This window comes from Mesorhizobium sp. PAMC28654 (assembly GCF_020616515.1).
In the GTDB taxonomy this organism is placed as follows: Bacteria; Pseudomonadota; Alphaproteobacteria; order Rhizobiales; family Rhizobiaceae; genus Mesorhizobium.
Genome location: NZ_CP085135.1, coordinates 771,627 through 792,715, shown reverse-complemented (window position 1 = coordinate 792,715; position 21,089 = coordinate 771,627). Strand labels below are relative to the sequence as shown.

Annotated in this window: 15 protein-coding genes and 9 pseudogenes; 13 read left to right on the top strand and 11 right to left on the bottom strand. The window is 60.8% G+C overall.

Translation table 11 applies throughout. From position 1 onward, the window contains the following. Nucleotides 1–64 precede the first annotated feature (64 nt). The gene (locus LGH82_RS03890; protein WP_227347366.1) at nucleotides 65–1,489 is read right to left on the bottom strand and encodes an APC family permease; all 1,425 of its coding nucleotides are present in this window, start codon (nucleotides 1,487–1,489) and stop codon (nucleotides 65–67) included. A 147-nt stretch (nucleotides 1,490–1,636) separates the two neighbouring features. On the opposite strand from LGH82_RS03890, the gene LGH82_RS03885 reads away from it, so the two are divergent. Further along, entirely contained in the window at nucleotides 1,637–2,239 is a 603-nt protein-coding gene (locus LGH82_RS03885; protein WP_227347365.1) for a TetR/AcrR family transcriptional regulator, read from the top strand. A 29-nt stretch (nucleotides 2,240–2,268) separates the two neighbouring features. After that, entirely contained in the window at nucleotides 2,269–3,435 is a 1,167-nt protein-coding gene (locus LGH82_RS03880; RefSeq protein WP_227347364.1) for a P1 family peptidase, read from the top strand. A gap of 116 nt (nucleotides 3,436–3,551) precedes the next feature. Here the strand turns inward: LGH82_RS03880 and LGH82_RS03875 are convergent. Both LGH82_RS03875 and LGH82_RS03870 read right to left on the bottom strand, forming a co-directional pair. Then, nucleotides 3,552–3,746: pseudogene (locus LGH82_RS03875) on the bottom strand (glutamine synthetase); the annotation flags it as partial. A gap of 74 nt (nucleotides 3,747–3,820) precedes the next feature. Continuing rightward, a pseudogene (locus LGH82_RS03870) lies at nucleotides 3,821–5,171 on the bottom strand (IS3 family transposase). A 141-nt stretch (nucleotides 5,172–5,312) separates the two neighbouring features. Between LGH82_RS03870 and hemN the strand changes: the two are divergent. From hemN to LGH82_RS03855, 3 genes are all read left to right on the top strand, one after another. Continuing rightward, nucleotides 5,313–6,665 carry an oxygen-independent coproporphyrinogen III oxidase gene (hemN, locus tag LGH82_RS03865; RefSeq protein ID WP_227347363.1) on the top strand — a complete coding sequence of 451 codons (1,353 nt, stop codon included), beginning with the start codon at nucleotides 5,313–5,315 and terminating at the stop codon, nucleotides 6,663–6,665. Nucleotides 6,666–7,360: 695 nt separating this feature from the next. After that, on the top strand, nucleotides 7,361–7,738 hold the full coding sequence (locus LGH82_RS03860; protein ID WP_227347362.1) for a ferritin family protein: 378 nt from the start codon (nucleotides 7,361–7,363) through the stop codon (nucleotides 7,736–7,738). A gap of 162 nt (nucleotides 7,739–7,900) precedes the next feature. Continuing rightward, nucleotides 7,901–8,287 (top strand): hypothetical protein, encoded by a 387-nt coding sequence (locus tag LGH82_RS03855; RefSeq protein WP_227347361.1) that lies wholly within the window; start codon nucleotides 7,901–7,903, stop codon nucleotides 8,285–8,287. Here the strand turns inward: LGH82_RS03855 and LGH82_RS03850 are convergent. The 3 genes and pseudogenes from LGH82_RS03850 to LGH82_RS03840 form a co-directional block, all read right to left on the bottom strand. Further along, nucleotides 8,232–9,181, bottom strand: a pseudogene (locus LGH82_RS03850) (IS630 family transposase). The gene LGH82_RS03855 and the pseudogene LGH82_RS03850 sit on opposite strands and share 56 nt — an antisense overlap. 227 nt (nucleotides 9,182–9,408) lie before the next feature. After that, nucleotides 9,409–10,614: an NnrS family protein gene (locus tag LGH82_RS03845; RefSeq protein WP_227347360.1), complete on the bottom strand. Its 1,206-nt coding sequence runs from the start codon at nucleotides 10,612–10,614 to the stop codon at nucleotides 9,409–9,411. Between the two features lie 86 nt (nucleotides 10,615–10,700). After that, a pseudogene (locus tag LGH82_RS03840) lies at nucleotides 10,701–11,143 on the bottom strand (pseudoazurin). Between the two features lie 219 nt (nucleotides 11,144–11,362). Here LGH82_RS03840 and LGH82_RS03835 point away from each other — a divergent pair. Next, complete coding sequence (locus LGH82_RS03835) at nucleotides 11,363–12,067, top strand: Crp/Fnr family transcriptional regulator (protein WP_227347359.1); 705 nt, start codon at nucleotides 11,363–11,365, stop codon at nucleotides 12,065–12,067. Between the two features lie 4 nt (nucleotides 12,068–12,071). Here LGH82_RS03835 and LGH82_RS03830 read toward each other — a convergent pair whose 3' ends face one another. Further along, nucleotides 12,072–12,200, bottom strand: coding sequence for a hypothetical protein (locus LGH82_RS03830; protein ID WP_264484391.1), 129 nt, complete (start codon nucleotides 12,198–12,200; stop codon nucleotides 12,072–12,074). A gap of 426 nt (nucleotides 12,201–12,626) precedes the next feature. On the opposite strand from LGH82_RS03830, the gene tnpA reads away from it, so the two are divergent. The 5 genes and pseudogenes from tnpA to LGH82_RS03805 all read left to right on the top strand — a co-directional run. Further along, nucleotides 12,627–12,971, top strand: a complete 345-nt coding sequence (tnpA, locus tag LGH82_RS03825) for an IS66-like element accessory protein TnpA (protein ID WP_227347357.1) — start codon at nucleotides 12,627–12,629, stop codon at nucleotides 12,969–12,971. After that, entirely contained in the window at nucleotides 12,968–13,309 is a 342-nt protein-coding gene (gene tnpB / locus LGH82_RS03820; RefSeq protein WP_264484358.1) for an IS66 family insertion sequence element accessory protein TnpB, read from the top strand. Before tnpA ends, tnpB begins: the two co-directional genes overlap by 4 nt. Nucleotides 13,310–13,380: 71 nt before the next feature. After that, nucleotides 13,381–14,433: pseudogene (tnpC, locus tag LGH82_RS03815) on the top strand (IS66 family transposase); the annotation flags it as partial. A 92-nt stretch (nucleotides 14,434–14,525) separates the two neighbouring features. Beyond that, nucleotides 14,526–15,474 (top strand): IS630 family transposase gene (locus tag LGH82_RS03810; protein ID WP_227347355.1). Its coding sequence is split into 2 segments (ribosomal slippage): nucleotides 14,526–14,869 and nucleotides 14,868–15,474, totalling 951 coding nucleotides; the frame shifts between segments, so codons are not numbered across the junction. Nucleotides 15,475–15,486: 12 nt separating this feature from the next. Further along, nucleotides 15,487–15,666: pseudogene (locus tag LGH82_RS03805) on the top strand (IS66 family transposase); the annotation flags it as partial. Between the two features lie 32 nt (nucleotides 15,667–15,698). Here LGH82_RS03805 and LGH82_RS03800 read toward each other — a convergent pair. After that, nucleotides 15,699–16,849 (bottom strand): IS3 family transposase gene (locus LGH82_RS03800; protein ID WP_413771365.1). Its coding sequence is split into 2 segments (ribosomal slippage): nucleotides 15,699–16,585 and nucleotides 16,585–16,849, totalling 1,152 coding nucleotides; the frame shifts between segments, so codons are not numbered across the junction. Nucleotides 16,850–16,901: 52 nt separating this feature from the next. Beyond that, nucleotides 16,902–17,192 (bottom strand): annotated as a pseudogene (locus LGH82_RS03795) (ATP-binding protein); the annotation flags it as partial. A 230-nt stretch (nucleotides 17,193–17,422) separates the two neighbouring features. Here LGH82_RS03795 and istA point away from each other — a divergent pair. Both istA and LGH82_RS03785 read left to right on the top strand, forming a co-directional pair. Then, nucleotides 17,423–18,895, top strand: coding sequence for an IS21 family transposase (istA, locus tag LGH82_RS03790; protein ID WP_227344002.1), 1,473 nt, complete (start codon nucleotides 17,423–17,425; stop codon nucleotides 18,893–18,895). Further along, nucleotides 18,892–19,431 (top strand): annotated as a pseudogene (locus tag LGH82_RS03785) (ATP-binding protein); the annotation flags it as partial. The gene istA and the pseudogene LGH82_RS03785, both read left to right, overlap by 4 nt. 33 nt (nucleotides 19,432–19,464) lie before the next feature. On the opposite strand, the gene LGH82_RS03780 reads toward LGH82_RS03785, so the two are convergent. Next, nucleotides 19,465–20,615, bottom strand: a protein-coding gene (locus LGH82_RS03780; protein WP_413771365.1) for an IS3 family transposase whose coding sequence is annotated in 2 segments (ribosomal slippage) — nucleotides 19,465–20,351 and nucleotides 20,351–20,615 — 1,152 coding nt in all. Because the reading frame shifts where the segments join, the coding sequence is not laid out codon by codon here. A gap of 81 nt (nucleotides 20,616–20,696) precedes the next feature. Continuing rightward, nucleotides 20,697–21,071: pseudogene (locus LGH82_RS03775) on the bottom strand (IS21 family transposase); the annotation flags it as partial. Nucleotides 21,072–21,089 lie beyond the last annotated feature (18 nt).

Sequence of the window (21,089 nt, the reverse complement as noted above, 5' to 3'; positions counted from 1 at the left end):
CCAAAAAGAAACCCCGGCGCTAGCCGGGGTTCCTGCACGGACAGACCCAAGGAGGGGCTGGGACCTATCCGGCAAGTTCGTCGGGGCCGTGCAGATTCCAGTCCTTTCGCCTGGCCAGCACCAGCAGGTAGTAGACGGCAGCCACGATCATGATCAGGCCCGTTGCGATCAGGCTCGGGCGGCCAAAGGCAACGTCGAGATAGTTCTCGTAGGCGACATAGATCAGCGCCAGGAAGGCGAGGATGGCCGGAACCGGAAACAGCGGCATGCGATAGTGCCCGCCATCGGTGGTGCCAGCGCGGCGACCAACGAAGACCGCCACGCACAACAAGGCATAGATCACCACCAGCGACGTGCCGCTGACGACCAGCAGCAGGTTGATGTCGATGAAGCAGGCAACGGCAGCCAGTATCGATACCACGATGGTGGCGATCCATGGCGAGGCATAGCTGCCATGAACCGAGGCGACCGCGGCGTTGATGGGACCGAACCAGGTCTTGTCGCGGCCGGAGCTGAACAGCAGCCGGGCCGCCTGCAGGATGATGGCGATCACCGCATTGAAGATGGCAACCGCGATGGCGAGGCTGATCAGCACCGTCAGCGCGTGACCGCCACGTGCCTCGAGGAAGTACTCGATCTTCTGTGGCGCGGCGAGCAAGGCCCCGAGGTCCGGCGAACCAAGCAGCACCGCCGTCAGCGGGATAAGCTCGGCGGCAACAGTGATGACCAGAGCCCACAGCACGACCTTGCCGATATTGTGTTTGGCGTCCTGTGTTTCTTCGCCGAAATAGGCGGCGGCGCCATAGCCGTTATAGGCAAACAGCGCGACGGCGGTCGCGGCCATCACGATGCCCGCCGATGCCGGAACCAGGGCGTTTGTGGTTGGATCGAGCAATTGCGGCGCCGTGAACAGGCTGGAGAGCGGCCGTTCGATATGGGTGAAGCCGAGCCACATCAGGACCAGCAGCGCCAGCATTTCGATGCCGAGGAAGATGCCGGTGACGAAGGCATTGAGCTTGATGCGCATTGCCGCGACCGTCCCGGCGAGTGCGATCGTCACGACGCCGACCAATTGCGGGCTGAGATTGGGAATGAGGACGCCGAGATAGGTGCCGACGCCGAGCGCGATAACCGCGACGATCAGCACGATCGAAACGAAGACCAGGACCAGCGTGACAAATCCCCAGAAGCGGCCAAGCGTGCGGCCGATCATGGTGTATTCGCCGCCGGCCATGGGATAGGCCGATGACAGTTCGGCATAGACGAACGCCATGAACAGCCCGATGACGGCGGCAATGACGAAACTGAGGAATGATCCCGTGCCGGCCAGCGCGATGACACCGGGAACGATGATGAACACCGAGGATGCCGGCGTCACCGCCGACAGTACGATCATGAGTGTGCCAAGCGCGTTGAGGGCTCGGTCGAGCCCCTTGGCACTTGTTACGGCTTTGTCCGCAGACGCGGTTGTGGCTTCGTTTGTAGACATAGTCCTCCCCTTTTTTTAATAAGATAAAAATTATCCTCCGCAGCGGAACCTATCGGTATGATCTGAAATCGTCAACGAATATGGTGTATGCGTGCTTGCAAATTTTCGTGCGTCAGTTTTAAACTGAATTCAATTCAGGAAACAGAAATGGGTAGACCCAAAACACAGACCGACCGCCGCCTGACCTTGGTCGCGGCCGCCGAATCGATAATCGCAAGGCGCGGGCTCGCCGACGTCACGCTGCGCGACGTCGCCAACGAGGCCGGCATGAGCTCGAGCGCCCTGCTCTACTATTACCCCGGATTGAAGGACCTTCTGGACGATGTGCAGAGGAAGGCTGTCGAGCGGTTCTGCACGATGCGCGCGGCGTCGGTCGCAGCGATCGCCGATCCCCGGTCGCGATTGAAGGCGATGATCGAGAACGGGCTGCCGACCGACGCGGACGACCAGCTCTGCCGGCTCCTGCTCGAACTCGGCGCCTATTCGCGCTCGGACGCAAGCTACGCGGCTCGCCACATCACGCTGTTCGAGCGGCAGGTGTCGATCTATGTCGGCATTCTCGAAGCGGGCGCGGCCACCGGTATTTTCAAACTGCATGCAAGCAGCGAGACGATCGCCCGCAGCCTAGTGGTGCTCGAGGACGGGTTGGGACTGCATCTCGTCAACGTCGTTCCGGCGGTCGATCAACCCTCGGCATTGGCGATCCTGACCAGCTACGCCGAGCTGGCGACAGGCTGCAGTCTGCGCTGAAGCCATCACATCAATGGAGTGAACTGAATATGAATCTGCGGGCGACCGTCAACACGACACCCACCGGCAAACCGAGGGCCCGGGCGCTCGGCATCCCCTTGCAGGGCACGCCAGGGTCGGCCAATGCCATCACCGACGTCGAAGGCGTGCTGGTCGGCTATTCGACAATCATCAAGGGAGACGGAAAGCTCAACCTCGGTGACGGACCGGTACGCACTGGCGTAACCGCAATCCTGCCGCTCGGCCACGACGGCGTCGGCGTTGCCTGTGCCACCGGCTATCATTCGTTCAACGGCAATGGCGAGATGACCGGCGCATCGTGGATCGAGGAGGCTGGCAGTCTCAGCCTGCCCATACTCATCACCAACACCCATGCCGTGGGCCCCTGCCACCGTGGCGTCATCGACTGGGTGGCGCGCCACAAGCCCGATATCGCAAACCAGTGGCTGCTGCCGGTGGTGGCCGAGACCTGGGACGGCTATCTCAACGACATCAATGGCTCGCATGTCACCGTCGATCACGCCATGGCGGCGATCGATGCGGCGGCGGGCGGCGCCATCGAAGAAGGTTCGGTCGGCGGCGGCACCGGAATGAACTGCTATGCCTTCAAGGGTGGCTCGGGCACGGCTTCGCGGATCGTCGACTACGGTCATCGCGGCTACACCGTCGGCGTGTTCCTGCAAGCCAACTTCGGCTCCCGCCATGAGCTCAACATCGCCGGCGTACCGCTTGGGGACGAATTGGCCGGTGACAATCCGATGGAGGCCTATTTCAGAGGTGGGCCGACGGGCGCCGGTTCCTGCATCGGCGTCATCGCCACCGATGCACCGCTGCTGCCAGGCCAATGCAAGGCCCTGGCCCGACGCGTACCACTCGGCCTGGCGCGAACCGGCACCAGCGGCTCGCATTTCTCCGGCGATATCTTTCTCGCCTTCTCGACCGCCAACCGCGATGCGCTTAACGGCCGCTTTCCCCAAGGGCCGGCCACCGAGGAAAGCTATGGCCACATGGATTTCGTTCCATGGGGGCGGATGGACGACTTCTATGCAGCCGTCGTGCAGGCGACCGAGGAGGCGGTGCTCAATGCGCTCGTCGCCAACAACGACATGACCGGCCGCGACAGCAACCGAAGCCCGGCCCTGCCGCATGCGAAGGTGCTAGCGGCGCTCAAGGCACGTAGAGCTATCGCCGGCTGAGAGCGGCCTGCACATTCAGGCCCCGCGAGCATATGCAAAAGCCCCGGCGTTTTCCCGCCGGGGCTTTTCGAATTCTTCGGTAGCGAGCCATCTCATGGCCCGCGCCGCGACTACAATCAGGCAGCGGCCGAAACCGACGCGTCGGTCGCAACCTCCGAGATGGTCTTCAGGATCTGCGAAGCGATCTGGTAGGGGTCGCCTTGCGAGTTCGGGCGGCGGTCTTCCAGATAACCCTTGTAGTCATTCTTGATGAAGGAGTGCGGCACACGGATCGAGGCGCCACGGTCGGCGATGCCATAGCTGAACTTGTTTGTCCGTCGTCAGATCATTTGGCTCAGATTGGATCGCAGATTAGCGGAGTGTCGGCCTCATCTTGGGGTTGATGTTAAGCGGCGATCTTGCGGTGCTGCAAGCGCCGATGTTGGATGGTTTGGCGTTTGATCCTTTCTCGCTGTTTGATAATGGCTGCGGCCCTGCCGAAGTAGGCGTCGGCTGGCGTTACGTTGGCCAGGCTCTCGTGGTAGCGTCGATGGTTGTAATGTTCGACGAAGGCTGCGATCTGGGCCTCAAGGTCGCCGGGCAGAAAGTAGTTCTCCAAGAGGATTCGGTTTTTGAGGGTCTGGTGCCAGCGCTCGATCTTGCCTTGGGTCTGGGGATGCATTGGAGCGCCCCGGACATGGCTCATGCGTTGGTCCTGGATATAGTCCGCCAGTTCGCCGGCGATGTAGCTGGGGCCATTATCGCTGAGCAGCCGAGGCTTGTGGTGCACATGGGCCTGGTCGCACCCTGAGGCAGTAAGTGCCATGTCCAGCGTGTCGGTGACGTCCTCGGCCCGCATGGTGCTGCACAGTTTCCAGGCGATGATGTAGCGGGAGTAATCGTCGAGCACGGTCGACAGGTACATCCAGCCCCAGCCGATGATCTTGAAGTAGGTGAAGTCCGTCTGCCACATCTCGTTGGGTCGCGTCGTCTTGGTGTGGAACTCGTTCGCCGCCTTGATCACCACATAGGCCGGGCTGGTGATCAGATCGTAGGCCTTGAGGAGCCGGTAAACGCTGGCTCTGACACGAAGTAGCGCGTCTCGTCGGTGAACCGTACTGCCAGTTCGCGCGGGGAGAGCTCGGACTGCTCCAGCGCCAGTTCGATGATCTGGTCATGGATGGCAGGCGGGATGCGGTTCCACACCCGGCTCGGCGCCGAGGGCCGATCCTGCAGCGCCTCAGGCCCGCCCTCGACATAACGGTCATACCAGCGATAGAAGGTCCGGCGCGGGATGCCCAGTCGGTCCAGCGTTTTGCGGGTTGGCAGGTGTGACTGCTCGACGATCCTGATGATCTCGAGCTTTTCGGATGCGGGATATCTCATTCTTGCTCGTCCCCATCCGCGATCATGCTTTTTTTGAGCAGACGGTTTTCCAGTGTCAGATCAGCGACGCATTCCTTCAGCGCGCCGGCCTCCCGGCGCAAATCCTTGACCTCGTCGCTGGTGGCAGCACGAGCGGTATCACCCGCCAATCGGCGCTTGCCGGCCTCCATGAACTCCTTGGACCAGGTGTAATACAGGCTCTGCGCGATCCCTTCCTTGCGGCACAGCTCGGCGATGCTGTCTTCGCCGCGCAGCCCGTCCAGCACGATCCGGATCTTGTCTTCCGCTGAAAAATGCCGCCGGGTCGCCCGGCGAATGTCCTTTACCACCTGCTCGGCAGGCTTCTTGGCACTTGAGGATTTAGGGCTCATCTTGGTTCCTTCGTCGTGACGACGAGATCAAAACCCTCCTTAATTCACAACCTCAAATCTGGGACACAGGTGCTGACGGGGAACACTGCGGGCGAACGGTTAGCATGACTGACCTTCTACACACTGGGCAGGAAAGTTCCGTTGCAATCATCCATCCTGAGAAAATATGGCGATGCCCGTCTCCCCCGCTATACTAGCTACCCAACGGCTCCGCGTTTCTCGCCCGCCGTGGGTCCAGGCACTTATGCCGACTGGCTGGCGAACCTTCCTAAAGGTGAGCCAGTATCGCTTTATCTTCACATCCCCTTCTGCCGATCGCTGTGCTGGTACTGCGGTTGCCACACCACGATTACGAAAAAGGACGAGCCGATTCTCGATTATCTCGCCGTCTTGCGGGAGGAGATTCACTTGGTAGCCGATCACGTGTCCCGACGTCTTTGCATCGGCGAGGTGCATTTTGGCGGTGGCACGCCTACGATCCTGGACCCGGCAGAGTTCGTGGCGCTCATGGATCTCCTGCGCCACCGGTTTGAATTCGACGAAACTTCTGCGATCGCAATCGAGATCGATCCGCGCACGCTGACGTCTGACATGGCTCAGACATTGGGGCATGCAGGTGTCGGGCGAGCCAGCCTCGGCGTCCAGAGCTTCGATCCTTTGGTGCAGAAAGCGGTCAATCGTATCCAAAGTGAAGAGATCACAGCTGAAGCGGTGCACCATCTCCGCAGAAATCGCGTAGAGAAAATTAATTTTGACCTCATCTACGGTCTCCCGCACCAGACGGTGCGTTCGTGCGTCGACACAGCGATCGCGGCCATCGCCATGCGACCGGACCGGTTCGCTGTATTCGGCTACGCTCACGTTCCCACGTTCAAAAAGCACCAGCGCATGATCGATGAGACGGCTCTGCCGGACAGCATGGACCGCAATGATCAGGCACGTGCGATCGCCGATGTGCTTACGGCCGCCGGCTATAGGCAAATCGGCCTTGATCACTTCGCTTTGCCGACCGACGATCTCATGCGGGCGCAGGAAGCCGGAACACTCCGCCGGAATTTTCAGGGTTATACGACTGATACTTGCCAAACGTTGATCGGTCTCGGCGCCTCGGCCATCGGCAGAACCGACAATGGCTACGTTCAGAACGAGGTTGCGCTCGGTCTCTACGCGCGGCACATCACTTCCAGTCGGCTGGCGACCTCGAAGGGTTATCGGCTCACCGCTGAAGATCGAATCCGTGGCGCGATCATTGAGCGGCTGATGTGCGATTTCGAAGTCGACGTTCCGGCAATCTGCTCCCAATTCGGCTTCGATCCCACTCCGATACTCGACACCGGAGGGCGCCTCCAGGCAATGGCAAATGACGGAGTGCTGGAGGTGACTGAAGGCCTCATTCGGGTGCGCAGGGAGTACCCGTTTTTCATCCGTGTCGCCGCTTCCGCTTTCGACACCTATCTGGAACAATCGCCGCGGGCCTCTGGCAGGACCGCCTGAAACGCCATCGCTGTCCGTTTCCGTGGTCCCCGCTAGGGTTAATGTGCCACATGCGGGCGTCTGATGGCTTCGACGTCATCGAATCATTGAACCGCACCAACAATGTTGTCCAAATCCATCAAATCGAAGGCGGTCGACGGCGTATGAACCGTCGCAGCCTTCCGCGCGACGACGCTCAAACTCGCACAGCCGACCACGGCTGAGGTCCTTTACCAATCAGCGAATTGAGCGCCGCGAGGACCTTCGCCTGCGGCTTGCGTACAAAGACAATCGGGTTTCTTGTGCTCGACAAACTTGATCCCGCGGACAATGCCCACAGGGATTCCGATCGGTTTGCCCGAATAGCCAACAGCGCTCGAGAATCGGAGTCGAGCTAGGCATATCCAATCGTTCGGGGTGCCGCGGAGATGGCGCTAGCGGCGGACGCCTTCGAATTCCGTATCGATCAGTACCCTACGGAGGCTTCCCGCGACATAGGTAGGCGCGGACCAGACAGCGAGGAATGCCAGGATCGAATGGAGATGCCCTCCGGCATCGACTTGCTTCTTCAGTTTCTCAGCATTTCCAAGGCTTCAAGTCCGCCAGCGGCCTTTGGCGCACATGTCGGGGGTTGTTGGACGAGAGTTCTTTGACGCAGCGCAAACAACTTCGAGGCAGTTGGCCTACTGTCAAAAAAATGGCATCGGAGGAGAGTCATGTCCCGTTTGAAGGCAGAGCCAGCGGCGGCTGTCAGGTCGATGGCCGAACTTATGGCGATCGCATTCGCTATGGAGACAGAATCTGCGGAAAAGTACGCAGAACTGGCGAAGCGAATGCGCGATAACGGTCAGGCGAGACTGGCGGAGGTTTTCGAGCGCTTAGTCAGGGAGGAAACAGGCCATATCGAAAACGTCGTTCGCTGGTCCCGAAAATCCGGCGGCAACGATCCGGATCTGAGGCAGCTCCGATGGACGCCAAAAGATGTTTTCGACGACGAGGATGCGGCCGTGGTCTCGCCGGAACTTGTGGATGCTTACCATTCGTTCGCGATGGCAGTGAGAAATGAAGAGCGCGCTTTTGCCTTTTGGTCCTAGGTCGCTGCGAATGCGACTTCAACGGAGGTCCGGTCCGCTTCCGAGGAGATGGCTAGCGAGGAACTGGAACATGCTCGTGTTCTGCGAACTGAACGCCGGCGCGCATTCTCTTCCCGTCGTGACGCCGAAGCGACATTTGTCACCTCTGGCGACCTAGCAAACATGGAAGAACAGATCGCGATCCGGCTGAACGCGTTTGCGGCTTTTAGAGGGAAACATGACAAGGCCGTGCTTAGCCGTCTGGCGGCAGAGGCAGAAGACCTTGCAAAACAACTCACTGGCAGTCCGCTTGGACCGAGCAATTCAATTAGCAACCAATCGCCGGAATCCTTGGATGCGCTCTGCGAACTCCTGGCTGAATCTTACCTCAATGCGGGGGAGAGCCTTCCATTTCAGGCCGACCGCGACCGAGCTCAAATCCTTGCAGCGACGGCCATCAAACGCTTGGCCACTTTGAGATATCTTGAGGAACGGCCGCTAGAGCAGAATCTGATCATTCCGGCTCATATCCTGTTGCGGCGAAGTAGTTGGCGCACTCGGTTGGTGTGAAGCAAGGCAGTGCGGCGCTGATGGTATCCCACAATTCCGCGACGGTTCGTGCGGCGGCTTTGCGTAGAATCGATTTCAGCTTGGAAAAGGCGTTCTCGATCGGGTTGAAGTCGGGGGAATAGGGCGGGAGGAACATCATCCTTGCGCCGGTTGCTTCGATCGCCACACGGGCGGCTGCGCTTTTGTGCGCCGGCAGGTTGTCGAGGATCACGACATCGTCGGGCCGCAGCGTCGGCACGAGAACCTGCTCGACATAGGCGACAAACCATTCGCCAGTCATCGGGCCGTCCAGGACCATTGGCGCGGTCATGCCAGTGAGGCGCAGGGCGCCGGTGAACGTCGTCGTCTTCCAATGGCCATGCGGGATTGGCGATCGGCACCGCATCCCGCGCTTCGTGCGCCCCCGCAGTCGAGCCATCTTTGTCGAGGCTCCGGTCTCGTCGATGAAGACCAGATGCTCGGGATCAAGATCGGGCTGGGCGTCGAACCCAGGCGTTTCGTCGCGCCGCCACGTCTGGCCGCTCCTGCTCGCTGGCGTGCGCCGTTTTTTTTGAAGGTCATGGAGTGACGATCGAGAAACCGCCAGATCGTGCTCGTCGCAAACGACGCGCCATGCTCCTGTCGCAGCAACTCGGCGAGTTCGACCAGCGTGATGTCCACCCGCCTCTCGATCGCCGCCAGGATGATGTCGCGATACGCTTCAACGCGGTGGGACCGCCTGTCGCCGCCCTGCGGCTTTGCGCAGGTGGCTCCGGTCTCGCGCCATTCCCGGACCCAACGCACCGAGCTTGCCGCCGCCACGCCAAATCGCGCCGCTGCCGCCCGTCGCGACAGGCCGCCATCAACCGCTGCGACCACCCGAGCCCGCAAATCTTCCGATAAGGATTTCGCCATGCCATGCCGGCCTCCGAATCCAGCAGATATGCTGAATCAGATTTCCAATCCCAACGAAACCCCTATCGATTCTATCCGCTCGGATTTTGCTCTAGAATCGCCGCACGATTAGTATCCGATTCCGACCTTCGTCATCGCGCTGTTCCAAGATCACAGGACTTTCGGATTCGCAATCCTAACATGCCAGCCGTATTTCCGGTTACTTTGGATACGATGCGGTCCGCCCGTCATGAAGCCGCTTTGTTCGGCTGCCGCGCACGTAATTTGGGTTGAACGAGCATACCGCCAAACAGAGCCGCGTATCCGAGGAAGGCCACCACCCACAACGTCGCCGACATATGGAGAAGCACTTCTTCCGCAGGCACGAACGCGGCGCCGATGCGAAAGATGGCCGCGAGCACGATCGCGACAAAGATTGCGCATGTGCCAATACCCGCCCGCAACTCGCGGCCTGTATGCCCAAGGGTGGCTCGGGTCATGACGGCGAGCGTCATGCATGCCACCGCACCTACGCTGAACGCGTGAATTCCCGCCGCGGAAGGAACGGTCTCCGGTAGGACGACGGCAAGTCCGGTCAACAGAAAACCGATCGGCACAAAGACGAACGCCACGTGCAGGATCAGCACCAGCGGATCGCGGAGCGTGCGATCACCAGCCCAGCGCGCAAGCCGCATGGCATTGAGGACAGCTCCGGCGATCAGCATTGCGCCCGTTACGTTGCTTTCAGGAAAGAAGGCCCAAGCCGCCAATGCGGTCGCGGACAGTGCGATCGTTGCTGCGTCGAAATGGCTGAACGGGGATGGCAGACGTCCCTGATTTTCGCGCGCCAACCAATTCCGGGTGAAACTGGGAACAACGCGTCCCCCTATAATCATTATGAGGACGACGGCGGCCCCGAGGCCGAGCCGGCGGCTAATGTCCGAGATGCCCTGGTAATGCGCTTCGGCATGAAACATCACGTTGGCCGCCAAAAGCACGGCAACCGGCAGCAGCACCTTCAGGTTTCGCCAGTTTCGGCCCGCGATGATTTCGGTCGCGGCGGCGGCTGCTACCGCCAGGAGAAATGCACAGTCGACTGCGGCTCCGACGAGCCAGCCGGTGTCAGCTGAAAAAAACACCGCAAGCCGCCCTGCAAGCCACAGCAGGACGAGCGCTAGCAGGGGCAGGCCTTGCACAGGCAGACGTCCGGTCCAGTTCGGGATGGCCGTCAGCAGGAATCCCGTCATGATTGCCGCGAGATAGCCAAAGAGCATCTCATGGACATGCCAATCAACGGGCAGAAAGACGCTGGAGGTTGTGAGCTGGCCGTAAAACAACGGCAGCCAGAAAAGGATGGCTGCTCCGGCATACAGAGAGCCGAGCAGGAAGAACGGCCGGAAACCGTAAGACAGAACCGCCGGATAAGCGCTTGGTCGGGTGCGAGGAATTGCCATCAAATGCATTTCAAAAAGGAGGAAGTCGGGCGGTCAAATGTCCGCTTGCAGGACTCTGTTGATTTACAGAATGAGATTTACACAGCCTAATTGGCGACTTGAACTTGAGCCAACAGGGTCTCGAACACTTTTTTCGCCTTGCCCGACTGTTTGACACCCGTTGCACGCGCCAGATTGACCGGCTTGCCGACTACGATCAGCGCCACCATGCCCATTCCATAGTGAGGTGCGCACTTCACGCCGTAGACACCTTCCTTGTCGAGCGTAAAGGTGATTTGTTCGCTCGCCCTGCCCTTGAAGGTCTTTGCACGTCCGGGATCATGCCCCAGATGCTTTCTGCATTATGACCCTCGTCCGTCGGCACGAAAGTGACGGTGTCGCCGGGCGCAGCTTCGACAAAGTCAGGCTGAAAGACCATCACGTCTTTCGCGCCCTTGTTAAGCATCTGGACTTGGTGATCGGCAGCCTGTGCACCTCCAACCAACATAGATGCCATGAGCGTGGCGGCGACTACAATTGCGTGTCTCATGATCTTATCTTCCCTGCTAAAGTTCCCGGCGGCGCCCACCACTCTCGTTCTTGTAGGCTATCTTGACCTGAGAACTTTGCGGCAGCGCAAACAAATGGGAAACAAAAAGGCCGCGGTTTGCGCCACTTGCCGCCAGTCGTCTGGCTGTGACATTGTGCGGTTCGACAGATACGGAATGCCTTTCATGATTACAGTAAAGCTTTGGAAAAGGCACTGCAGTTGAGCCGCCTCGATCGCTCGTTGATTGCCGGGCTATCTGCCTTTGAAGGCATTGCCCCCCCGGAGCTCGATTATATAATCGGCCAAGCCCGGTCGTTACGGATACCCAAGGACCAACCCGTGTTCGAGCAGGAGCAGGAAGCGCAGTCTTTTTTCCTGCTGCTCGACGGACATGTCCGCGTCATCAAAACAACGCCTGACGGCCAGGAGGTGACGGTACGATATATCAGCCCTGGCGAACTACTGGGCATCGCCCACGCGATAGGCCGCACCACGTATCCAGCCAGCGCAATCGCCGCCGCCGACTGCGTTGTGCTTGCATGGCCAGGCCACCTTTGGCCAAGATTTGCGGAAGCTTTCCCCAATTTTGGTGCCAACACATATAAGACCGTGGGCACCCGGCTGCAGGATGCCCACACGCGCGTCATCGAGATGTCCACCGAGCAGGTGGATCAGCGCGTCGCCCACGCGCTGCTTAAGCTGGTCAAGCAGACAGGCCGGAAGACTGATGAAGGAATCATGATCGACTTCCCGATCTCACGGCAGGACATTGCCGAGATGACAGGAACGACGCTGCATACGGTAAGCCGATTGCTCTCATCTTGGGAGGAAAAAGGGCTCGTCAAAAGCGGGCGCGAGAAGGTCACCGTGGTTGAACCTCACCGCCTGCTTGTACTCGTTGAAGGGCGGACTGGGAAAAACTGAAAAACTAATCGCCTTCGGTTCGCTTGATAGCGGCTTGCAGATCGAAACGAAGTGATTCTTCGTTCAGCCCGTGCTCCCGCGCCGCTTCGGAAATGGTGTGGAACGGAGCAATTGGGCAGCCGACGCAAAGCATGCCATGCTGGAGAACAACGCGGATGGTTTGCTGGCCACTCGCGCATGATTGCGTCCATCGTGACATCGTCGCTGAATCGAGGTTTCATACCTTTTGTCCGCGTTGCAAGGCGACAACATGCAGCCGCTTTACAAGATGATCGTTGCGCTGGAACAAAGAGGGAGATGACCAGTCCCCGCAGCCTGTTGCACGAATGACGGGCAGAGAGCCTCGTCAGTGGCAGGAAGGACGATCTCGCAAATGGTCAAATGGGCTTTGCGATCACGCTGAAGCTCTGTCTGAGCAAAGGCTTTCCTCGAGGATTGGCTTTACATGAACGGTGTCTTCCCCCCGGTTGAAAGGTATCCCTCCGGCGTGAGACGCCTTGTCTGGGTAGGGATCGATCAGTCTTAAGTGCGCTCTTATGAGCGGACTTAGGAGCGGTTGATGGGTCAGGTTACCTTGTTGACGGGGCCGGAACGGCGGCGGCGATGGAGGGACGACGAGCGGCTGCAGATTCTGGAAGAGGCATTTTCGCCAGGAGCCTGCGTGACGCATGTGGCACAGCAGCATGACGTTTCAACGGCGCTGATCTACACATGGCGTCGCAAGTTATGCCAACCGGCGACCGAACCGGGTTTTGCCGAGGCGTTGGTTGTCGATGAAGACGGTAGCCAGCCACGGGAACACCGGCCCGCGATTGTCGTGGAACTGGCAAGGGGCGGTCGGATAAGCATCTTCGCAGGATCGCCGCCCGCGCTGGCCACGGCGGTGTTGAAGGCGTTACGGTGATCCCGCCGGGCGCGCGGGTGTGGTTGTCGATGGGCCACACCGATATGAGGAAGGGCATGCAGGGCTTGGCGTTGCTGGTGCAGGAGCACCTGAAGCGCGACCCTCACGGCGGCGATTTATACGTTTCCCGCGGACGCGCGGGATCGCTGGTGAAGATCATCTGGCATGACGGGATCGGCATGTCGCTTTACGCCAAGCGGCTTGAGAGGGGCCGCTTCATTTGGCCCCAGGCGACGGACGGTGCGGTGTCACTGACGAGCACTCAGTTGGCGTGTTTGCTCGACGGGATCGACTGGCGCAATCCGCAATATTCCTGGCGTCCGGCGAGCGCGGGGTAGGACGCAGATTTCCTCTGCCGAAGCGACATTTTCCGGTTGCACAGGGTGTTGGGAGCTGATTCATTTCGGCCATGGAAGCCGCTGTTTCGCCCCTCCCGGACGACGTCGAAGCGCTTAAGGCGCTGGTGGTTTCGATGGGCGCCGAGCTTGCTGCCGCGCAGGCCAGGGCCTCGGCTACGGAAGCCCTGATCGCACATCTCAAGCTGCAGATCGCCAAGCTCAGGCGCGAGCAATATGGCCCTAGCGCCGAGCGCAGCCGCCGGCTGCTCAACCAACTGGAGCTGCAGCTCGAGGAACTCCAGGCCACCGCCAGCGAGGATGACCTCACCGCCGAGGCGATGGCGGCGAGGGCGACCAACGTCACCGCCTTCGAGCGCAAACGGCCGGCGAAGAAACCGTTTCCCGAGCATCTGCCGCGCGAGCGCATCGTCATCTCCGCGCCGTGTTCTTGCCCGACCTGCGGCGGGACGCGGCTGTCCAAGCTCGGCGAGGACGTCACCGAGACGCTGGAGGTGATCCCGCGCCAGTGGAAGGTCATTCAGACCGTACGTGAGAAGTTCTCGTGCAGGAACTGCGAGGCGATCACACAGCCGCCGGCGCCGTTCCATGTCGTGCCGCGTGGCTGGGCAGGCCCCAGCTTCCTCGCCATGCTGCTGTTCGACAAATATGGCCAGCACCAGCCCCTGAACCGCCAGGCCGACCGTTTCGCGCGCGAAGGCGTGCCGTTGAGCCTGTCGACGCTCGCCGACCAGGTCGGCGCGGCCACTTTCGCGCTCATGCCCCTCTATCGGCGGATCGAGACCCATGTGCTGGCCGCCGACCGATTGCACGGCGACGACACAACAGTGCCGGTGCTCGCCAAGGGCAAGACTGATATCGGCAGGCTGTGGGTCTATGTCCGCGACGATCGGCCATTTGGCGGCGCCGATCCGCCCGCCGCGCTGTTTCATTATTCGCGCGACCGGCGCGGTGAACATCCACAAGCGCATCTCGACACCTGGTCCGGGATCCTGCAGGCAGATGCCTATGGCGGCTATGGCGACCTCTACGCAGCCGGCCGTTGCCCAAGGCCTGTGCTCGAAGCGGGCTGCTTTGCCCATGCGCGCCGCAAGTTCTTCGAACTAGAGCAAAATCCGAGCGGATAGAATCGATAGGGGTTTCGTTGGGATTGGAAATCTGATTCAGCATATCTGCTGGATTCGGAGGCCGGCATGGCATGGCGAAATCCTTATCGGAAGATTTGCGGGCTCGGGTGGTCGCAGCGGTTGATGGCGGCCTGTCGCGACGGGCGGCAGCGGCGCGATTTGGCGTGGCGGCGGCAAGCTCGGTGCGTTGGGTCCGGGAATGGCGCGAGACCGGAGCCACCTGCGCAAAGCCGCAGGGCGGCGACAGGCGGTCCCACCGCGTTGAAGCGTATCGCGACATCATCCTGGCGGCGATCGAGAGGCGGGTGGACATCACGCTGGTCGAACTCGCCGAGTTGCTGCGACAGGAGCATGGCGCGTCGTTTGCGACGAGCACGATCTGGCGGTTTCTCGATCGTCACTCCATGACCTTCAAAAAAAACGGCGCACGCCAGCGAGCAGGAGCGGCCAGACGTGGCGGCGCGACGAAACGCCTGGTTCGACGCCCAGCCCGATCTTGATCCCGAGCATCTGGTCTTCATCGACGAGACCGGAGCCTCGACAAAGATGGCTCGACTGCGGGGGCGCACGAAGCGCGGGATGCGGTGCCGATCGCCAATCCCGCATGGCCATTGGAAGACGACGACGTTCACCGGCACCCTGCGCCTCACTGGCATGACCGCGCCAATGGTCCTGGACGGCCCGATGACTGGCGAATGGTTTGTCGCCTATGTCGAGCAGGTTCTCGTGCCGACGCTGCGGCCCGACGATGTCGTGATCCTCGACAACCTGCCGGCGCACAAAAGCGCAGCCGCCCGTGTGGCGATCGAAGCAACCGGCGCAAGGATGATGTTCCTCCCGCCCTATTCCCCCGACTTCAACCCGATCGAGAACGCCTTTTCCAAGCTGAAATCGATTCTACGCAAAGCCGCCGCACGAACCGTCGCGGAATTGTGGGATACCATCAGCGCCGCACTGCCTTGCTTCACACCAACCGAGTGCGCCAACTACTTCGCCGCAACAGGATATGAGCCGGAATGATCAGATTCTGCTCTAGCCGATGTCGAGGGAGCGGCGCGCAAGAAGAGCCGCGGCGAGCGGACAGGGACGATCTACCCGATAGCACTGGAGGCGGTGCAACGCCTTGATGTCCTGTTCGATATCGAGCGCGAGATCAACGGACTGAGCGCTGAAGCGCGTGCCTGCGTCCGCCGCGAGCGCAGCGCTGCACTGGACTTGCTTCGGTAAAGTGGAGAGCGGGTTGCTCATTCGGCGGCGTTTCGCTCGAACTGCATCGGGCTGATGTAGTCGAGCGCGGAATGCCGCCGGATGGGATTGTAGAAGCCGTCGATATATCGGGCAATGGCGGCTTGGGCATCGGCGCGGGTAAGGAAAGAGGTGCGCCAGATCAGTTCAGTTTTCAGCGTCTTGAAGAATGTTTCGACCATGGCGTTATCAAAGCAATTGCCCTTGCCTGACATTGAGATGATGACGCCGGCGGCACGCAATTCGGCTTGGTAGTCGATAGAACAATATTGGCTGCCGCGGTCGGAGTGGTGAATGAGGCCGGGTTCCGGCTGCCGCATGACGAACGCCTTGTTGAGCGCTGCCAGAGCCAGGCTGCGGTGTAGCCGGTTGCCAGCAGCCCAGCCAACGACCTTGCGGGCAAACAGATCGATGACGACAGCAAGGTACAACCAGCCCTCCCGCGTCCAGATGTAGGAGATGTCGGCACCCCATTTCTGGTTGGGACCAGTGGCGGCAAAATCCTGGTCGATGACATTGGGGGCAACCGGAAAGGCGTGTTCGCTGTCCGTCGTGCGCTTGAACCGCCGCTTCTGTCTTGCCTGGAGGCCATTCTCCCGCATCAGACGCGCCGTTCGTCGCCGGCCAATGGCAAAGCCATTGTCTTGCAGTTCCCGCGTCATGCGCGGGCTACCATAGGTTCCGTTCGACAGCGCGAACGACGATCGCACATGCGCCAGCATTATCATGTCGTCGCGCTGCCGGCGGCACGCCGGCCGGCGCCCCCAGGCAAAGTAGCCGCTCGGGCTGACACCCAGCGTCGCGCACAAACGGTCCACAGGGAAATCCTTCTTCGCCTGGTCGATGAGCGCGAACCTCACCGACTTCCCTCCTTGACGAAAAAAGCCGTCGCCCGTTTCAAGATATCCCGCTCCTGCCGAAGGATTTCATTCTCCCGCCGCAGCCGTTTCAATTCAGCGGCGACATCAGCATCAGGCGGACGCCCAGGATCGCCCATCTCACGATCCAGCTGCCGACCCATCCATCGCGTCAGCGTCGAGAAACCAACACCAAGATCCTCCGCGATCTGCCGCTTCGTCCGACCGCTCGTTCGCACAAGGCCAACCGCCTCCGCCTTGAACGCATCCGTAAACTGTCTCTGTTTCGTCATCGAGGTCGCCTTTCATCAGAAGGAAACTCTCCACTTTTTCGGGGCAAGTCCAGATCGCTGCCGCAAGATGCGACTTTCCGCCACCGGGTGGGCCGAACAACAGGATATTGGCGCCCTTGGCGAGCCAGCTGTCACCGGCGGTCATGGCCATGACCTGGGCCTTGGAGACCATGGGTACGGCGTCGAAGGCGAAGCTGTCGAGCGTCTTTCCGGGCGGCAGATGCGCTTCGGCCAGATGCCGTTCGATCCTGCGATGTGCCCGTTCGGCCAGCTCATGCTCGGCGATGGCCGAGAGGAACCGGGCGGCGGGCCACCCCTCTCTATCGGCCTGCTCGGCAAATTGCGCCCTGCGCGGCGACAAACAAGGTGAGACTCAGCGTCAATCAGGATGAGACTCGGCGGCGGGGGTGTGACGAAGGGAGGGCGTAGCCCGACCGGAGTTACACCCCCGCCGCCGCGCAATTTTTCAGCGTCTTATGATCGCGGTCGGCCCGGTAGCTTGGTGGTTTTCTGGAATGGAGAACCATCTTTGTGCCGGGTCGCCATGTAACCGATCATCAGACGAGGCTTTTTATGAAGTACCGACAAAACAATTCTATCGAGGTCGCCGCCGCCAAGGCGTCGATCAGCAGGGCGACGGCCTATCGCATCAAGACGGACGCGCACCTGCCATCGCAAAAGCAAAAGGCTCGTGGCCGGCGGAGGCCTGACCCTCTCGAGCATATCTTCGATGCCGAGGTCGTTCCCCTTTTGAAGGCGGCGCCAGGCATCCGTGTTGTCGCCATCTATGAGGAGATGCTGCGGCGGCACCCGGAACTGAGCGCGGGCATTCGCCGAACGCTGGAGCGGCGCATCCGGTCATGGCGTGCCATCCACGGCGAAGAGCAGGAGGTTATCTTCCGCCAGCTTCACGAACCCGGCCGACTCGGGCTATCGGATTTTACCGACATGGGCAGCCTTGACGTGTCGATCGCCGGCCAGTCTCTTGATCATCTACTCTACCACTTCCGGCTCGCCTGGTCCGGCTTTGAACACACCCATGTCATTCTCGGCGGCGAGAGCTTCGTGGCCCTGGCCGAAGGACTGCAGAACGCGCTGTGGTCGCTTGGGGGAGCGCCGCTCTATCATCGCAGCGACAGCCTGTCGGCGGCTTTCCGCAACCTCAGCGCCGATGCGAAGGAGGATCTCACGCATCGCTACGAAGAGCTTTGCGCGCACTACCGCATGACGCCGACCCGCAACAACAAGGGCATCGCGCACGAGAACGGTTCGATCGAAAGCAGCCATGGCCATCTCAAGGATGCCATCCGTGACGCCCTTCTGATGCGCGGCAGCAGAAATTTCGACGATCTCGGCGCGTATCGAGCCTTCATCGACGAGATCGTCAGCCGGCACAACGCCAATCATGGCAAGCGCATCGATGCCGAACGCCCTCAACTGCAGGAACTTCCAGACCAGCGGACCAGCGACTTCGAGGAGGTGGTCGTCACCGTGTCGCGGACCGGCGGCTTCACCTTGCGCAAGGTCTTCTACACCGTTCCCTCCCGCCTGATCGGACATCGGCTTCGCATCCGCCTGTTCGATGATCGCCTCGAGGTCTTTATGGGAGGAACAAAGCTGATGACGCTGCCCAGGGGCCGAGGCCATGCCGACGGGAGGCACGATCAGGTCGTCAACTATCGGCACGTCATCCATTCCCTGCGCAAAAAGCCGATGGCGCTTCTTAATCTCGTCTATCGTGACAAGCTCTTCCCGCGGCAGGAATACCGCAGGGCCTTCGACGAGCTCATTGAGCGGCTGCCGGACAGGCAGGCGTGCAAGATCATGGTCGATCTGCTGGCGCTGGCCCACGATCGAGGCTGCGAGCGTGAGCTTGCCGAGCAACTCACCGAGACCCTCGACGCCGGCGACCTGCCCGATATTGCCGTCTTGCGAACCCTCCTCGGCCCGGACCCCGCACGGCTGCCGACCGTCTTGGTGCAACTCGCTTCCCTTAACGGCTATGAAGCCCTGATCGGGGCAACCCATGTGGGAGACGTCGCATGAGCAACGCCCACACCATCGACGAAGCCCGCCTCGGCATCATGCTCAACGAACTCCGGCTACCGACGATCAAGACGCTCTGGGCGCAATTTGCCGAGCAGGCCGATAGAGAGGGGTGGCCCGCCGCCCGGTTCCTCTCGGCCATCGCCGAGCATGAGCTGGCCGAACGGGCACATCGCAGGATCGAACGGCATCTGGCCGAAGCGCATCTGCCGCCCGGAAAGACGCTCGACAGCTTCGCCTTCGACGCCGTACCCATGGTCTCCAAGGCCCAGGTCATGGCCATGACCGCCGGTGACAGCTGGCTCGCCAAGGGCGCCAATATCCTGTTGTTCGGCCCACCCGGTGGCGGAAAGTCGCATCTTGCGGCAGCGATCGGACTCGCCCTCATTGAGAACGGCTGGCGCGTGCAGTTCGCCCGAACCACCGATCTCGTGCAGAAGCTCCAGATCGCGCGGCGAGAGCTGCAGCTCGAAGCCGCCATCGCCAAGCTCGACAAGTTCGATCTGCTCATCCTCGACGATCTGGCCTACGTCACTGGACTTGCTTCGGTAAAGTGGAGAGCGGGTTGCTCATTCGGCGGCGTTTCGCTCGAACTGCATCGGGCTGATGTAGTCGAGCGCGGAATGCCGCCGGATGGGATTGTAGAAGCCGTCGATATATCGGGCAATGGCGGCTTGGGCATCGGCGCGGGTAAGGAAAGAGGTGCGCCAGATCAGTTCAGTTTTCAGCGTCTTGAAGAATGTTTCGACCATGGCGTTATCAAAGCAATTGCCCTTGCCTGACATTGAGATGATGACGCCGGCGGCACGCAATTCGGCTTGGTAGTCGATAGAACAATATTGGCTGCCGCGGTCGGAGTGGTGAATGAGGCCGGGTTCCGGCTGCCGCATGACGAACGCCTTGTTGAGCGCTGCCAGAGCCAGGCTGCGGTGTAGCCGGTTGCCAGCAGCCCAGCCAACGACCTTGCGGGCAAACAGATCGATGACGACAGCAAGGTACAACCAGCCCTCCCGCGTCCAGATGTAGGAGATGTCGGCACCCCATTTCTGGTTGGGACCAGTGGCGGCAAAATCCTGGTCGATGACATTGGGGGCAACCGGAAAGGCGTGTTCGCTGTCCGTCGTGCGCTTGAACCGCCGCTTCTGTCTTGCCTGGAGGCCATTCTCCCGCATCAGACGCGCCGTTCGTCGCCGGCCAATGGCAAAGCCATTGTCTTGCAGTTCCCGCGTCATGCGCGGGCTACCATAGGTTCCGTTCGACAGCGCGAACGACGATCGCACATGCGCCAGCATTATCATGTCGTCGCGCTGCCGGCGGCACGCCGGCCGGCGCCCCCAGGCAAAGTAGCCGCTCGGGCTGACACCCAGCGTCGCGCACAAACGGTCCACAGGGAAATCCTTCTTCGCCTGGTCGATGAGCGCGAACCTCACCGACTTCCCTCCTTGACGAAAAAAGCCGTCGCCCGTTTCAAGATATCCCGCTCCTGCCGAAGGATTTCATTCTCCCGCCGCAGCCGTTTCAATTCAGCGGCGACATCAGCATCAGGCGGACGCCCAGGATCGCCCATCTCACGATCCAGCTGCCGACCCATCCATCGCGTCAGCGTCGAGAAACCAACACCAAGATCCTCCGCGATCTGCCGCTTCGTCCGACCGCTCGTTCGCACAAGGCCAACCGCCTCCGCCTTGAACGCATCCGTAAACTGTCTCTGTTTCGTCATCGAGGTCGCCTTTCATCAGAAGGAAACTCTCCACTTTTTCGGGGCAAGTCCAGCGGGCTTCGTCGATGGTGTGGGCGTTGCTCATGCGACGTCTCCCACATGGGTTGCCCCGATCAGGGCTTCATAGCCGTTAAGGGAAGCGAGTTGCACCAAGACGGTCGGCAGCCGTGCGGGGTCCGGGCCGAGGAGGGTTCGCAAGACGGCAATATCGGGCAGGTCGCCGGCGTCGAGGGTCTCGGTGAGTTGCTCGGCAAGCTCACGCTCGCAGCCTCGATCGTGGGCCAGCGCCAGCAGATCGACCATGATCTTGCACGCCTGCCTGTCCGGCAGCCGCTCAATGAGCTCGTCGAAGGCCCTGCGGTATTCCTGCCGCGGGAAGAGCTTGTCACGATAGACGAGATTAAGAAGCGCCATCGGCTTTTTGCGCAGGGAATGGATGACGTGCCGATAGTTGACTGTTCCCCGTCAGCACCT